Origin of the sequence: Rhodoferax saidenbachensis (genome assembly GCF_031457975.1) — a bacterium.
Classification (GTDB): domain Bacteria; phylum Pseudomonadota; class Gammaproteobacteria; order Burkholderiales; family Burkholderiaceae_C; genus Allorhodoferax; species Allorhodoferax saidenbachensis_A.
In genome coordinates this window covers 840,974-856,571 of the sequence record NZ_JAVDXO010000001.1, presented here as the reverse complement: position 1 = coordinate 856,571, position 15,598 = coordinate 840,974, and the positions used below count along the sequence as shown (strand labels likewise).

At 61.9% G+C, this 15,598-nt stretch carries 11 protein-coding genes; 5 read left to right on the top strand and 6 right to left on the bottom strand.

The window, feature by feature from the left end; genetic code table 11:
• Window positions 1-118: 118 nt before the first annotated feature.
• Window positions 119-433 (bottom strand): Arm DNA-binding domain-containing protein, encoded by a 315-nt coding sequence (locus tag J2X15_RS21215; protein WP_409034247.1) that lies wholly within the window; start codon window positions 431-433, stop codon window positions 119-121.
• Between the two features lie 283 nt (window positions 434-716).
• Between J2X15_RS21215 and J2X15_RS04060 the strand changes: the two genes are divergently transcribed.
• Complete coding sequence (locus J2X15_RS04060; RefSeq protein WP_310339663.1) at window positions 717-1,526, top strand: mechanosensitive ion channel family protein; 810 nt, start codon at window positions 717-719, stop codon at window positions 1,524-1,526.
• Window positions 1,527-1,590: 64 nt separating this feature from the next.
• On the opposite strand, the gene J2X15_RS04055 is transcribed toward J2X15_RS04060, so the two are convergent.
• The 5 genes from J2X15_RS04055 to J2X15_RS04035 all read right to left on the bottom strand — a co-directional run bounded on the left by J2X15_RS04055 (window position 1,591) and on the right by J2X15_RS04035 (window position 8,479).
• Complete coding sequence (locus J2X15_RS04055) at window positions 1,591-2,226, bottom strand: glutaredoxin domain-containing protein (RefSeq protein ID WP_310339662.1); 636 nt, start codon at window positions 2,224-2,226, stop codon at window positions 1,591-1,593.
• 31 nt (window positions 2,227-2,257) lie between these two features.
• A complete protein-coding gene (locus J2X15_RS04050; RefSeq protein WP_310339661.1) occupies window positions 2,258-4,303 on the bottom strand; it encodes a M3 family metallopeptidase in 2,046 nt (681 codons plus the stop codon).
• A 51-nt stretch (window positions 4,304-4,354) separates the two neighbouring features.
• Window positions 4,355-5,230 (bottom strand): bifunctional methylenetetrahydrofolate dehydrogenase/methenyltetrahydrofolate cyclohydrolase FolD, encoded by an 876-nt coding sequence (gene folD, locus J2X15_RS04045; RefSeq protein WP_310339660.1) that lies wholly within the window; start codon window positions 5,228-5,230, stop codon window positions 4,355-4,357.
• Between the two features lie 71 nt (window positions 5,231-5,301).
• On the bottom strand, window positions 5,302-5,928 hold the full coding sequence (locus J2X15_RS04040; protein WP_094478892.1) for a response regulator transcription factor: 627 nt from the start codon (window positions 5,926-5,928) through the stop codon (window positions 5,302-5,304).
• Window positions 5,929-5,932: 4 nt separating this feature from the next.
• On the bottom strand, window positions 5,933-8,479 hold the full coding sequence (locus tag J2X15_RS04035; RefSeq protein WP_310339658.1) for a PAS domain-containing sensor histidine kinase: 2,547 nt from the start codon (window positions 8,477-8,479) through the stop codon (window positions 5,933-5,935).
• Between the two features lie 170 nt (window positions 8,480-8,649).
• On the opposite strand from J2X15_RS04035, the gene aceE reads away from it, so the two are divergent.
• The 4 genes from aceE to lpdA all read left to right on the top strand — a co-directional run bounded on the left by aceE (window position 8,650) and on the right by lpdA (window position 15,575).
• The gene (gene aceE / locus J2X15_RS04030; RefSeq protein ID WP_310339656.1) at window positions 8,650-11,358 is read left to right on the top strand and encodes a pyruvate dehydrogenase (acetyl-transferring), homodimeric type; all 2,709 of its coding nucleotides are present in this window, start codon (window positions 8,650-8,652) and stop codon (window positions 11,356-11,358) included.
• 18 nt (window positions 11,359-11,376) lie between these two features.
• Window positions 11,377-13,041, top strand: a complete 1,665-nt coding sequence (gene aceF, locus J2X15_RS04025) for a dihydrolipoyllysine-residue acetyltransferase (protein ID WP_310339654.1) — start codon at window positions 11,377-11,379, stop codon at window positions 13,039-13,041.
• 91 nt (window positions 13,042-13,132) lie between these two features.
• Window positions 13,133-13,729 carry an Ntn hydrolase family protein gene (locus J2X15_RS04020; RefSeq protein ID WP_310339653.1) on the top strand — a complete coding sequence of 199 codons (597 nt, stop codon included), beginning with the start codon at window positions 13,133-13,135 and terminating at the stop codon, window positions 13,727-13,729.
• 4 nt (window positions 13,730-13,733) lie between these two features.
• Window positions 13,734-15,575, top strand: a complete 1,842-nt coding sequence (lpdA, locus tag J2X15_RS04015) for a dihydrolipoyl dehydrogenase (RefSeq protein WP_310339651.1) — start codon at window positions 13,734-13,736, stop codon at window positions 15,573-15,575.
• Window positions 15,576-15,598 lie beyond the last annotated feature (23 nt).

Below are 15,598 nucleotides of genomic sequence, written 5' to 3'. Positions count from 1 at the left end.
CATCAAGATATCCCTTGGCTCACGCAGTCCCATTGAATACCGGGAGAGCCTTGGATTTACAACATAAACCAGTCCAAGTTTTACGCTGCATCCCCCTCGGGTCAAGCTTCAGCGAAATTCAACACCGTTCTGCCTTGGCGCTGATTTCGGCAGACACTTGTAGTCGGCGTTGCTCAAGGGGGTCAATTCCATCCCTGAGTTGCCGTCTCAAATCGCCCACCTTTTCCCGGATTTCAGTGAGCGTCCAGGTGTCAGCCGAGCCCAGGCCCATTTCCCGTGGCTTCCGGTTTCGCATGTAGCGAAAACACCAGGACCGCGAGGTTGCGGAGATGACGTGAAGGTATAGCCCATCGCCATCTGCGTGGTAGCCAGGTCGCTTATATAGACCAGGTAGTCCACCAGCGGTGATTCTTTTTGAAGTTCTGATTCCCATTAAATATCCCATAAACAGTGCAAAGACACGATTCAATGGGAAAACTCGAATGTCAGCACTGGAGAATCACGTAAACCATTGATTTACATAGGTTTTCTAGAGCTTCTGAGAATCAGTGAGAACGCTTGAGAAACCCTAAATGTGGACTCCGTCTCCGCCAAAGTTTAAAAAGCCCGATCTGTGATCGGGCTTTTTTTCGTCGGTACGTCACATCGTTTACGTTTCCCCATTTCGCCCAAAGCTATCATCGCCAGCATTATTTTATTTTTGGGAGGGCAGGAGCATGAATACGGAAGTGATTTGGACATTTTTGACGACACAGGGCGCAGACTTTGGTCTCAAGCTGCTGGGCGCTTTAGGCGCCTGGATTGTGGGCCGCTGGTTGATTGCACTGGCGTTGCGGCTGCTGGGCGCCGCCTTGCAGCGCGGTGGCAAGGTGGACCAGACCCTGGCCAACTACCTCAATTCCATTTTGTCCGTGATCCTGAACGTGGTTCTGATTCTGGCGATTCTGGACATCTTCGGGGTGCAGACCACGTCGTTTGCGGCCCTATTGGCCGGCGCGGGTTTGGCGATTGGGACGGCCTGGGGCGGCTTGCTCACGCATTTTGCGGCGGGTGTCTTTATGCAGGTGCTGCGCCCGTACAAGGTGGGCGATTTTGTGACCGCAGGCGGTGTGACTGGCACGGTCAAGGAACTGGGACTTTTTGGCACTACGCTCATCACGCCTGACAACGTGGTCACTATCGTTGGCAACAACACCGTGTTTTCGGGCTCCATCCAGAACTTCAGCACCCTGTCGTACCGCCGGGTGGACTGCGTGGCCAAGGTGGCCAACGGAGTGGACGTGCTGGATGCAATTGCTCGCCTGCGAACGGCGGTGGCGGCCATTCCCAATGTCGCCGCCACGCCAGCGCCTGATATTGAGATTCTGCAGTTCACGCCCGAAGGACCCCTGCTGTGTGTGCGGCCCTACACACACACCGACCACTACTGGCAGGTGTACTTTGACACCCACAAGGCGGTGGTCAGCACGTTTGGCGCCGCGGGCTACCCGGTGCCAGAGACGCCGGTGGCGCACCGTACGCTTTGACGGCGACTGAACGGACACAAAAAAGGCTGCCTGAGGGCAGCCTTTTTGTTGGGCAAGGTGGTGTTTAGAACGTAATGCCTGCGGGGTTCGACGGAGCGGGGGCAGCTGGCGCAGGCGCTGGCTCCGCGGCTTTGGGCGTCTCTTTGGGGGTGGCGGCTGCAGGTTTTTGCAGTGCCACTAGCGGCGTGGCCGTCGCGAACTTGTAGTTGCTGGGCAGCGCAGAGGTCTTGGGGTAGCCGGCCGCGTCCAGGTATTGGGACCATTCCGCGTCCGAAAAGCCTTTCAAGCGCTGCCCACCGATGGTGCCAAAGGGCAGCGAGTTCTCGCCTGCCAGGCGCGTCAATGCTTCCAGGTCTTCGGGAGTGGTGACCGAGCGTTCGGTGTAGGGCACACCACGGCCCTTGAGAAGGCTTCGGGCTGAGTCACACGGTGCGCACTGGGGCGAGGCATACAGGGTTACCGGGTACTTGGACACCACCTGACGCAACTCATAGGGCAGGTTGGAACTGGCGGCATCGGCTGCAGCGCCTCCGGTGCCGGTGGAGGCGATCTTGCCCTTGTCGGCCGCTGGCGGCTTGTCCGAGAACGTGATCTTTCCGTCGGGCCCCACAATTTTGTAGACCATCTGGCCATGGGCAGCAAAGGCCGCCAAAACCAGGGCCGAGGCGCCCAACCATGCGTGAATAGTGCGGTGTGTCATGGGTTCAATCCTACGCGGTTGTCAGTGGGGTTCAGTGGGCCGTCATGCCCTGGTGCCGCAGCAGGGCGTCTAGCGAAGGCTCGCGCCCGCGGAACGCCTTGAACGATTCCATGGCGGGGCGGCTGCCACCAGCCTCCAGAATAGCCATGCGGTATTGTCTTCCGGTTTCCGGATTGGGCAAACCCTGAGCGTCGGCACTTTCTTCAAAAGCGGCATACGCATCGGCGCTCAGTACCTCGGCCCACTTGTAGCTGTAGTAACCCGCGGCATAGCCGCCAGCGAAGATGTGGCTGAAGGTGTGGGCTGCGCGGCTCCAGGCCGGCGGCTGCAGCACCGCCACTTCCTGGCGCACCTGCTCCAGCAGTGGCAGGAAGTCATCCGACGGGTTGTGCTCGGTGTGCAGCAGCATGTCGAACAGCGCGAACTCGATCTGGCGCAGCGTCTGCATGCCGCTTTGGAAGTTCTTGGCGGCCAGCATCTTGTCAAACAGTGCGCGGGGCAGGGCAGCACCCGTGTCCACATGTGAGGTCATGTGTTGCAGCACGTTCCATTCCCAGCAGAAGTTCTCCATGAACTGGCTGGGCAGCTCTACCGCGTCCCATTCCACACCACTGATACCCGAGACATCGCGTTCGTTCACCTGGGTCAGCATGTGGTGCAGACCATGGCCGAATTCGTGGAACAGCGTGGTCACATCATCATGCGTCAGCAGTGCGGGCTTGCCGTCCACGCTTTCGGCAAAGTTGCAGACCAAGTGGGCCACCGGCGTTTGCAGTTGCCCGTTGTCCGGGCGTAGCCAGCGGGTACGCACATCGTCCATCCAGGCACCGCCGCGTTTGCCACTGCGGGCCGTGGGATCCAGGTAAAACTGGCCGACCAACTGCAGGCCCTGGGCGTTGCGGCGCTCGATGCGGTAGAACTTTACGCCCGCATTCCATACCGGTGCGCTGTCCTCGCGGATTTCCACGTCAAACAGGGTTTCCACGATCTTGAACAGCCCGGCAAGCACCTTGGGCGCGGTGAAGTACTGTTTGACCTCTTGCTCGCTGAAGGCGTAGCGCGCCTCCTTGAGCTTCTCTGAGATGTAGGGCCAGTCCCAAGCCTGCGGGTCGTTCAGACCCAGATCAGTCTTGGCGAAGGCGCGCAGGTCGGCAATGTCCCGCTCGGCAAACGGGCGGGCCTTGCGTGCCAAGTCACGCAGGAAGGTGATCACCGTAGCCGGAGAGTCCGCCATTTTGGGCACCACGGACAACGCGCCAAAATTGGCGTAACCCAGCAGATGCGCCTCCTCCTCGCGCAGCGCCAGGATGTCGCGGATCACGGCCGTGTTGTCGAACTTAAGGAACTCAGGAGCAGCCTCGGTGGACGCACGGGTGACGTAGGCGCGGTACAGCACGGCGCGCAGAGCGCTGCTTTTGGCAAACTGCATGATGGGCAGGTAGCAGGGCATCTTGAGCGTGAGCTTGTAGCCTTCTTTGCCCTCAACCTGGGCGGCCGCGCGTGCGGCTTGCACCGCGTCGGGCGGCACGCCTTCGAGCTCGGCCTCGGTGGCGTAGTGGGCAAAGGCGTCGGTGGCATCCAGCGTGTTCTCGCTGAATTTTTGGCCCAGCTCGGCCTGCTTTTCCTGGATGGCTGCAAAGCGTTCACGCTCAGCGCCTTGCAGCTCGGCACCGCCCAGCACAAAGTTGCGCACTGCATTTTTGTGGGCTTGCAGCTGCTCCGCGTTCAGTGTGGTGGTATCAATGGCCTTGTACTTGGCGTACAGGCGTTCGTCGGCACCTAGCCGGGTCCAGAATTCGGTGACTTTGGGGAGCGCGGCGTTGTAGGCCGCGCGCAGCTCTGGCGTGTCGGCCACGCTGTTCAAGTGGCTGACTGCGCCCCAGGCCATGCCCAGCCGTTCGGTGGTCACGTCCAGTTCGCGCGCGATGGCGTGCCACTCCGCAGGGAAGTCGGCTGCGGTGACTTTTTCCAAAGCCTGCTCCGCATGCGCCAGCAAATCGTCCATGGCGGGGAGCACATGCTCGGGCTGGATCTGGTCAAACAGGGGCAGGCCGGTGGTGCTTAACAGTGGATTCATGGGCAAAGGCTCGGACATTGGAGATGACAACTAGTTGAGGGCACGCGAGGCTTATGCAAGCCCGCGTTGGGCAGCGTCGCGCTCGGCAGCTTCCAGCGTGTTGACCAGCAGCATGGTGATGGTCATGGGACCCACGCCGCCAGGTACTGGGGTGATGTAGCCCGCCACCTGGCTGACGCCGACAAAGTCCACGTCGCCGCACAGTTTTCCGGCATCGTCGCGGTTCATGCCCACGTCGATCACCACGGCGCCGGGCTTGACCATGTCGGCTGTGAGCACATTGCGCTTGCCTACGGCGGCCACAATGACATCGGCCTGGAGTGTCATGGCCTTGAGGTCCTTGGTACCACTGTGGCAGATGGTGACGGTGGCGTTTTGCTGCAGCAGCATCATGGCCATGGGCTTGCCTACGATGTTGGAGCGGCCTATCACCACCGCGTGCTTGCCCTTGAGGCTGAAGCCAATCGACTCCAGCATCTTCATGCAGCCATAGGGCGTGCAGGGCCAGAAACCGGGCTGGCCGACCATGAGGGCGCCAGCGCTGGCCACGTGAAAGCCATCTACGTCCTTGGCCGGCGAGATGGCTTCGATCACCTTGTGCGCATCAATATGGGCGGGCAGAGGTAACTGGACCAGGATGCCGTGGATGCTGGGATCGTTGTTCAGCGCGTCCACGCGAGCCAGCAATTCAGCCTCGGTCATCGTGGCGTCGTACTTTTCCAGCACCGAGTGCAGGCCCGCGTCGGTGCAGGCTTTGACCTTGTTGCGCACGTAGACCTGGCTGGCCTGGTTGTCACCCACAAGCACCACGGCCAGGCCGGGCGTCAGGCCGCGGGCCTTGAGGGCGGTGGTGCGGCTGGCGACGTCGCCGCGCAGTTGGGCGGCCAGGGCGTTGCCATCGATGGTCTGGGCGGAGGGTGCTGTCATGGTCGTGTCTTCAAGTAAAAACGCCCGCAGCGGAGGCAGAGCGGGCGCGAGGTGCTATAAAAAATGGAGCGTCAGGTTTTCGGTGCGTTCTGGCCCAAGGCAATTTTGAGCAGATCGGCCACGGTGTTGGCGCTGAGTTTTTCCATGATGTTGGCGCGGTGCGCCTCCACCGTCTTGATGCTGATGCCCAGGTCGTCGGCGATCTGCTTGTTCAAGCGCCCGGCGACGATGCGTTCCAGCACTTGGCTTTCGCGCAGCGTGAGCTTGGAGAGCAGGGCGTCGCGGCTGACGGCAAGCTGGTAGTCGGCGAAGGTGTCTTTGGCGTGCTCCAGCATGCGCTCCACCAGGCTAACCAGCTGGTCTTCCTTGAAGGGCTTCTGGATGAAGTCCATGGCGCCCTTTTTCATGCTGTCTACTGCCATGGGCACGTCGCCGTGGCCGGTGATGAAAACGATGGGCAGGGGGGACTTGGCTTCGATTAGTCGGCTTTGCAGCTCCAGGCCGGTCATGCCGCCCATGCGGATGTCCACAATCAGGCAGGCCACTTCGCGTGCGTCGTAGCGGCTCAAAAAGGATTCAGCGGAATCAAAGCACCGTACCCGGTACCCCTTGCCCTCTAGCAGCCACTGCAGGGAGTCGCGCACTGCTTCGTCGTCATCGACTACGTAAACCGTTCCTTTTTTGGGGATCAAGCTCATTCAGTTATCCGAGGTTGGGTTGGGGCGCAGGCGGCTCTTTATAGGTCAGAGTGCCGATCTCGGCCAGGGGTACCCAGAAAGAGAAGCGGCACCCTGACACTTCCGTGCCATTGTAGATGTTCTCCGCGGTCATTCGGCCCAGGTGCGACTCGACGATGGAGCGGCACAAACTGAGGCCAATTCCCATGCCGTCGGCCTTGGTGGAGTAGAACGCTTCATACAACCGTGCCATCACCTCGGGCGCCAGGCCCTTGCCAGTGTCCTGCACCGAAAACTCGATGACGGGTTTGTTGTCAATGTGGCGCGGCAGCACCCGTAGCTCGACGATGCGCTCCGCTGTCTGGCGCAGCGCCATGTCGATGGACTCAGCCGCGTTGCGCAGCAGGTTCACCAGTACCTGTTCGATCAGGATGGGGTCGACCAGTACCATGGGCAGTCGGGCCGCTACATAGTGGTTCAGGCGCACGTTGAAGCGACGCAGCTCGATTTCGGCCAGCTCGACCGCCTCGGCCACCATGGTAGATACCTCAGACAGCGTGCGGTTGGGCTCGCTGCGTTTCACGAAGGAGCGGATGCGCTGGATGATCTGGCCCGCGCGCTGGGCCTGCTTGGCAGTTTTCTCCAGCGCCACCAGCAGGTCTTCTTCCGAGATCTGCTTGGCCTTGATGCGCGAAACCATGCCGTTGCAGTAGTTGTTGATAGCGGTCAGCGGCTGGTTCAACTCATGCGCCACGCTGGACGCCATTTCGCCCATGGTGATCAGGCGGCTGGACGTCTGTGCACGTTCGGCCTGCGTGGCGGCCTGTTCTTCGGCCAGGCGGCGGGTGGTGATATCGGTGGCAATCACCATCTGGGCCAGGCGGCCGTCTACCCAGCTCAGGTAGCGCGTGCGCACCTCCAGCCATTTGCCCAAGGCGGTGATGAAGATCTCGGCACTTTCCGTGTCGCTGTCGGGTAAGGCGGTGGTGGGGAGGCCGGCAAACGAATCCACACTGTCGGAGGCTTCGTCATTGGGCGGGGTATGCGGCATGCCAGCTTCTGCCACCAGTTGCAGGTGTCCGCCTGCTTGCACGCCAAACCACTGGCGGTACAGCTTGTTGGCAAACAGCAGTTCGTCGCTGCCCAGGGGGGCCACCGAGATGGACGCATCCAGCGCCTCCAGCACCGTGGTGAAGCGCTGGTGCGAGGCCGACAGCTGCTCGCGCACGCGGTTGGGCTCGGTGATGTCGGTCATCGAGGTGACCCAGCCGGTTTGCGTGCCCATGGCATCGATCAGCGGCGACACGTACAGGCGGGCATCAAACAGGGTGTTGTCGCGCCGCTTCACCCGCACCTGGATGCCGCCGGGCGCGGTGTTGCTGTGCATCTCTTCTTCCAGGCGCGAGGCCATGTGCTCGCGGTCCCCGTCGGGCCAGTAGGGGAAGGGTGCGGTGCGACCCACCAGGTCCGACTCGGTCCAGCCCGTCATCTGGCAAAACGCGGCGTTCACATAGGTGATGCGGCCCTGCAAGTCCATGGCGCGCATGCCGGTGAGCATGGAGTTTTCCATGGCCCGGCGGAAATTGGTCTCTGACATCAGCGCCTGCTGGGCCTGCACGCGCCTGCGCGTGTGGCGCCAATTGGCAATCAGCATCCAGGCGGTCATTACGCTCAACGCGCTGACCAGCCAGAACAAACCACTGCCAATGACCCCCAATGAGGCCCGGTAGGCCTGGGCCCGGATGACCAGCCCACCGCCGACGGGCGACACGGCCATGGAGTACTCGTTGGCGGGGTTGGACCAAGGTAGGAAGCGGCCCACCAGCTTGCGCGCTGGGATGCTGGTGCCGGCCAAGAGGGCACCACTGGCGTCTTGCAGGGACACGGCGTAGCGGGCGGATACCTCGGAAGGCACACCGTAACGGTACAGACCGTCCACCGAATATTCTGTCAGCAGTACCCCGCCAAAACGGCCGCGGTCGCTCAAGGGCACATACATCTGCAGCAGCGGCTCTTCCTCCTTGGCCAGCGGGTGCTGGATGTAGACCGGCTGGTTGACCTCGCGCGTGAGGGAGAAGCCATTGTCACGTTGGCCCTTGGCCAGGACATCGCCGGAGGCCTGCATCGGGCCATTGGCCGTAACGCCCATGCCCTGGCTGGCGCGGGTGCGGCGCTTGTCGTCGACCCAGGCCATACCCTGCACTTCGGGGTACTGGTCCATCATGCTGGCAGCGCGCAGGCGGAAGTCATCAGCATCCAGCTCCCGGCCCGACACTTCGCGCGCAATGCGCATGATTTGCTCTTGCCGCTCCAGCAGGCGCAGGCGCAGCCGCTGCTGGGTGTACTCCACGTCACGCTGCACGGCTTCTTGCTCGCGGTCCATTTCTTCCAGGCGCAGGTAGCCCAGGGCCGCGACGATGGCGGCAAAAAACAACATCACGGCGGCCAACGGGGCCAGCATGGCCACCCGGTCTTGCCGATGCGGGGTGAGCCGCTGCCACCAGCGGCGTGCGCCGCCCACCGAGGGCAGGGCGAGGGGTTTCGGAAGGGAAATCACTTTGTAAAAAGGCATTGCCCAAGTGTAGGGGACGGGCCCACCGCCCTGCGAACGCGCAGGGTACATACGGTTTCTTGAGAGTTCATTATGTGAAATGACTAGGCATGATTTGAAATGCAGAAATAAATATGAGAAACTAGGGCTACCGCACTAAATTACGCCAAAGTACCAAGAAGGAGACATCAATGGCAGCAGTTCCCCAAAACCCTTTGGGTACGTCCGACGTGGACGGTCAGGAAACCCGTGAATGGATGGACGCTCTAAGCGCGGTCATCGAAGCTGAGGGCCCTGAGCGCGCCCACTTTCTGTTGGAGCAGCTGCTGGAGCATGCGCGCCAAAAGAGCATTGACATGCCTTTCTCGGCCAACACCGGTTATGTGAACACCATTGAGCCCTCGGAAGAAGAGCGTTCCCCCGGCAACCTCGAGATTGAAGAGCGCTTGCGCGCCTACATGCGCTGGAATGCCATGGCCATGGTGGTCAAGGCCAACCGCCACCACCCCGTGGACGGTGGCGACCTGGGCGGCCACATCGGTTCGTTCGCCTCGCTGGCCAGCCTGTTTGGCGCTGGTTTCAACCACTTTTGGCACGCCGAGAGTGAAGGCCATGGTGGCGACTGTCTGTACATCCAAGGCCACGTGTCGCCCGGCGTCTACGCCCGCGCCTACCTGGAAGGCCGCCTTTCTGAGGAGCAACTGCTGAACTTCCGCCAGGAAGTGGACGGTAAGGGCCTCTCCAGCTACCCGCACCCCAAGCTGATGCCCGAGTTCTGGCAGTTCCCCACCGTCTCCATGGGCCTGGGCCCGTTGATGGCGATCTATCAGGCGCGCTTTTTGAAGTACCTGCACGCCCGCGGCATTGCCAATACCGAGAACCGCAAGGTCTGGGTGTTCTGCGGCGATGGCGAAATGGACGAAGTGGAAAGCTTGGGTGCCATCGGCTTGGCTGCGCGCGAGAAGCTGGACAACCTGGTGTTCGTCATCAACTGCAATCTGCAACGTCTGGACGGTCCGGTGCGTGGCAACGGCAAGATCGTGCAAGAACTGGAAGGCGAATTCCGCGGTGCGGGCTGGAACGTGATTAAGCTGCTGTGGGGCTCCGGTTGGGATGCCCTGTTGGCGCGCGACAAGGAAGGCGCCCTGAAGAAGCTGATGATGGACACGCTGGACGGCGACTACCAGGCCATGAAGGCCAACGATGGCGCCTACGTGCGCAAGCATTTCTTTGGCAAGGACCCGCGCACGCTGGAGATGGTGTCCAAGATGTCCGACGAAGAAATCTTCGACCTGCGCCGTGGCGGCCACGACTCCAAGAAGGTGTATGCCGCCTTCCACAAGGCCGTGAACCACAAAGACCAGCCCACCGTGCTGCTGATCAAGACCGTCAAGGGCTTTGGTATGGGCAAGAGCGGTGAAGGCAAAAACACCGTGCACCAGACCAAGAAGCTGACGGACGAGGACATCAAGGCCTTCCGCGATCGCTTCAACATCCCCGTGCCCGACAGCGATCTGCCCAATGTGCCGTTCTACAAGCCCGCAGACGACACCCCTGAGATGAAGTACCTGCACGAGCGCCGCAAGGCCTTGGGCGGCTACCTGCCACATCGCCGTGTGAAGAGCGATGAGAGCTTCACCGTCCCCTCGCTGGACACCTTCAAGGCGGTGATGGAGCCTACGGCCGAAGGCCGTGAGATTTCCACCACCCAAGCTTATGTGCGCTTCTTGACACAGCTGCTGCGCGACCAGGCCCTGGGCCCCCGCGTGGTGCCGATTTTGGTGGACGAGGCCCGTACCTTTGGTATGGAAGGCCTGTTCCGCCAAGTGGGCATCTACAACCCCGAAGGCCAGAAGTACACCCCGGTCGACAAAGACCAGGTCATGTACTACAAGGAAGACAAGGCGGGCCAGATCCTGCAAGAGGGCATCAACGAAGCCGGTGGCATGAGCAGCTGGATTGCCGCAGCTACCAGCTACAGCACCAGCAACCGGATCATGATCCCGTTCTACGTGTACTACTCCATGTTCGGCTTCCAGCGCATTGGCGACTTGGCTTGGGCGGCGGGCGACATGCAGGCACGCGGCTTCCTGTTGGGCGGAACCTCCGGCCGTACCACCTTGAACGGCGAAGGCCTGCAGCACGAAGACGGCCACAGCCACATCATGGCCGGCACGATTCCGAACTGCATCAGCTACGACCCCACCTTCGCGCACGAAGTGGGCGTGATCCTGCACCATGGCCTCAAGCGCATGGTGGAGAAGCAGGACAACGTCTACTACTACCTGACGCTGCTGAACGAAAACTACGCCATGCCCGGCCTGAAGGCCGGCACCGAAGAACAGATCATCAAGGGCATGTATTTGTGCAAGGAAGGCCCCGCGCTGACCAAGAAAGCACCGCGCGTGCAGCTGCTGGGCTCGGGCACCATCCTGCGTGAAAGCATTGCCGCGCAAGAGCTGCTGGAAAAAGACTGGGGTGTGGGCGCCGATGTCTGGAGCTGCCCAAGCTTCAACGAGCTGACCCGCGACGGCCAGGACGCCGACCGCTGGAACCTGCTGCACCCGCTGGAAACACCGCGTGTGCCGTTTGTGGAAGAGCAACTTAGCAAGTCCACCGGCCCCGTGGTCGCATCGACCGACTACATGAAGGCCTATGCCGAGCAGATTCGCCCCTTCGTGCCCAAGGGCCGTACCTACAAGGTGCTGGGCACCGACGGCTTTGGCCGCTCCGACTTCCGCAGCAAGCTGCGCGAGCACTTCGAGGTGAACCGCCACTACATCGTGGTCGCCGCCCTGAAGGCACTGAGCGAAGACGGCACGGTGCCCGTGGCCAAGGTGGCAGAGGCCATCAAGAAGTACGGCATCAACGCCGACAAAGTGAACCCCCTGTACGCCTAAGCACCGGAGACAAACAACATGGCAATCGTAGAAGTACAAGTCCCGGACATTGGCGACCTCGACGAGGTGGCGGTGATCGAGTTGATGGTCAAGGTGGGCGACACGGTCAAGGCCGAGCAAAGCCTGATCACCGTGGAGAGCGACAAGGCCTCCATGGAAATCCCGTCCAGCACCGCTGGTGTGGTCAAGGAGATCAAGGTCAAGCTGGGCGACAAGGTCAAGCAGGGCTCCGTCGTGCTGGTGCTGGAAGCTGAAGGCGGCGCTGCCGCCCCGGTTTCTGAATCAAAACCGGCTCCAACCCCCGTGGCTGCTGCGCCAGCAGCTCCTGTTTCTGTAGCGGCTGTACCTGCCGCTGCGCCTGCAGCGTCCGGCCCCGTGGAAGTGCGCGTGCCCGACATTGGCGACTTCAAGGACGTGGCCGTCATTGAGTTGCTGGTCAAGGTGGGCGACACCATCAAGGTCGAGCAAAGCCTGATTACCGTGGAGAGCGACAAGGCCTCCATGGAGATTCCCTCCAGCACGGCGGGCGTGGTCAAAGAGATCAAGGTCAAGATTGGTGACACCGTGAACATTGGTGATCTGGTGGTGGTGCTGGACGGCGTGGTGGGTGCCGCCCCCGCGGCTGCACCCGCTGCCCCGGCCCCTGTGGCTGCCGCCGCAGCGCCGACACCCGTGGCCGCTGCTGCAGTGGCTGCCCCTGCAGCCGTACTGGCCGTGCCCGCCCATGCCCCGGGTGGCGCCACGCTGGGCTTGCCCCACGCGTCGCCTTCGGTGCGCAAGTTTGCACGTGAGCTGGGTGTGCCGCTGAATGAGGTCAAGGGCTCTGGCCCCAAGGGCCGCATTACCGAGGCTGACGTGCAGGGCTTCACCCGTTCCGTGATGAGCGGTGCGGTGCAGACCCTGGCCGCTGCGGCGCAAGCCAAAGCATCGGGTAGCAATGACGGCGCCGGCCTGGGCCTGATTCCCTGGCCCAAGGTGGACTTCGCCAAGTTCGGTCCGATCGAGCGCAAGGAAATGTCGCGCATCAAGAAGATCAGCGGTGCCAACCTGCTGCGCAACGCGATCATGATTCCCGCCGTCACCAACCATGACGACGCCGACATCACCGACCTCGAAGCCTTCCGCGTCTCTACCAACAAAGAGAACGAAAAGTCCGGCATCAAGGTCACCATGCTGGCTTTCCTCATCAAGGCTTGCGTGGCCGCGCTCAAGAAGTTCCCCGAGTTCAACAGCTCGCTGGACGGTGATGCGCTGATCTACAAGCAGTACTACCACATCGGTTTTGCGGCGGACACGCCCAATGGCCTGGTGGTGCCCGTGATCAAGGACGCCGACAAGAAGGGCATCTTCCAGATCAGCACCGAGATGGGTGAGCTGGCCAAGAAGGCGCGCGACGGCAAGCTGAGCCCGGCCGACATGTCTGGCGCCTGCTTCACCATCTCCAGCCTGGGTGGCATTGGCGGGCGTTACTTCACGCCCATCATCAACGCGCCTGAAGTGGCCATTCTGGGCGTCTGCAAGAGCCAGATGGAACCGGTGTGGGACGGCAAGGCCTTTGTGCCGCGCCTGATGCTGCCCTTGTCGCTGACGTGGGACCACCGCGTGATCGACGGCGCTGCGGCTGCACGCTTCAACGTGTACCTGGGTCAGATCCTGGGCGACTTCCGCCGCGTGCTGCTGTGAATGTGACCCCCACGCTCCACCGCTGCGCGGGTCGCTGCCCCCCATGGGGGCTGTCTTCGCCTTGGGGCGGCCCGGCGGCGAAGCAATCCGCATGACCACCATCGTTGTTGTCAAAAAGGCCGGGCAGGTGGCGATCGCCGCCGACACCCTGGTCACCTTTGGCGACACCCGCCTGAACCACCGGTTTGAGGCCAACAGCAAACTCTTCAAGGTGGAGGGCGCTGGTGGCATCAGCTATGTGGGGCTGGCGGGCACGGTGGCGCATTTTCCGGTGCTGCGTAAGGCGATGGCGGCACTGCCCGCCGACAAGCTGCGCCTGAATAGCAAAGACCAGGTGTTTGACACCTTCACCCTGCTGCACCCGGTGCTCAAAGACACCTTCTTCCTGCAAACCAAGGAAGACGACAACGACCCTTACGAGTCCAGCCAGTTCAGCGTGGTGATTGCCAACGCGACCGGCATCTATGGCCTCTACAGCTACCGCGAAGTCTTTGAGTTCAAAGAGTTCTGGGGCATTGGCAGCGGGCGCAGCTTTGCGCTGGGCGCCATGCACGCTGGGTGGGACAGCCCCAAGACCGCGCGCGAGCTGGCGGTGGCCGGTGTGCAGGCCGGGTGCGAATTTGACAAGAACTCGGCCGGCCCGGTTGAGGTGTTCACCATCAAACTGAAGAAACAAAAAAGCGAGTAAAGCTATGGCAATCGTAGAAATCAAGGTTCCGGACATTGGCGACTTGGACGAAGTGGCCGTCATTGAGTTGCTGGTCAAGGTGGGCGACACCATCAAGGCCGAGCAAAGCCTGATCACCGTGGAGAGCGACAAGGCCTCCATGGAAATCCCCGCCAGCGAAGGCGGCGTGGTCAAGGAACTGAAAGTGAAGCTGGGCGACAAGGTCAAGCAGGGCACCGTGGTGGTATTGCTGGAAGCCGCAGGTGCGGCTGCAGCCCCGGCTTCAGAGTCAAAACCGGTTCCAGCCCCCGTCGCTGCTGCGCCAGCAGCTCCTGTTTCTGTAGCGTCTTCTCCTGCGCCCACCGCCTCCAGCTTTGGCGGCAGCGCCGATCTGGAATGCGACGTGGTAGTGATTGGCGGCGGCCCCGGTGGCTATTCCGCCGCCTTCCGCGCGGCCGACCTGGGCCTCAAGGTCATCATGGTCGAGCGCTATGCCACTCTGGGCGGTGTGTGCCTGAACGTGGGTTGCATCCCCTCCAAGGCGTTGCTGCACGTGGCTGCCGTGATGGACGAAGTGAGCCACATGGCTGACCTGGGCGTGGACTTTGGCGCGCCCACGCTGAACATCGACAAGCTGCGCGGCCACAAGGAAAAAGTCATCGGCAAGCTGACCGGTGGTCTGGCCGCCATGGCCAAAATGCGCAAGGTCACCACCGTGCGCGGCTACGGCAACTTTGTCGGCGCCAACCACCTGGAAGTGGAAGAAACCAGCGGCACCGCGCAAGAGAAGACCGGTGGCAAGAAGGTCATCGCCTTCAAGCGCGCCATCATCGCGGCCGGTTCGCAAGCCGTCCGTTTGCCCTTCATGCCCAATGACCCGCGCGTGGTGGACTCCACCGGCGCCCTGGCGCTGACCAGCGTGCCCAAGCGCATGCTGATTTTGGGCGGCGGCATCATCGGCCTGGAAATGGGCACCGTCTACAGCACACTGGGCGCGCGCCTGGACGTGGTGGAAATGTTGGACGGCCTGATGCAGGGCGCGGACCGCGACCTGGTCAAGATCTGGCAGAAGATGAACGCCAAGCGTTTCGACAACATCATGCTCAAGACCAAGACCGTCTCGGCACGCGCCTTGCCCGAAGGCATTGAGGTCACGTTTGCGCCAGCGGAAGAGGGCGGCACCGCCCCCGCACCGCAGGTGTACGACTTGGTGCTGCAAGCCGTGGGCCGCACGCCCAATGGCAAGAAGATCAGCGCCGAGAAGGCTGGTGTGGCTGTGACCGACCGCGGCTTCATCAACGTCGACATCCAGATGCGCACCAACGTGCCCCACATCTTCGCCATCGGCGACATCGTGGGCCAGCCCATGCTGGCGCACAAGGCGGTGCATGAGGCGCACGTGGCGGCCGAAGTGATTGCCGGTGAACTGCAAGGCAACAAGGAACTGGTTGCAGCAGCATTCAACGCCCGCGTCATTCCATCCGTGGCCTACACCGACCCCGAAGTGGCTTGGGTCGGCCTCACCGAAGATCAAGCCAAGGCCCAAGGCATCAAGGTCAAGAAGGGCCTGTTCCCCTGGACCGCCTCCGGCCGCGCGATTGCCAATGGCCGCGACGAAGGCGTCACCAAGCTGCTGTTTGATGATTCACCGGAAGCGCACGGCCACGGCAAGATCCTGGGCGGCGGCATGGTCGGCACCCACGCCGGCGACATGATCGGTGAGATTGCCTTGGCGATCGAGATGGGCGCAGACGCAGTGGACATCGGCAAAACCATCCACCCGCACCCGACGCTGGGCGAAAGCATTGGCATGGCGGCGGAGATTGCGCATGGCAGTTGCACGGACGTGCCGCCGCAGAAAAAGTAAACCGGGCTCACACCCCTGGCGCT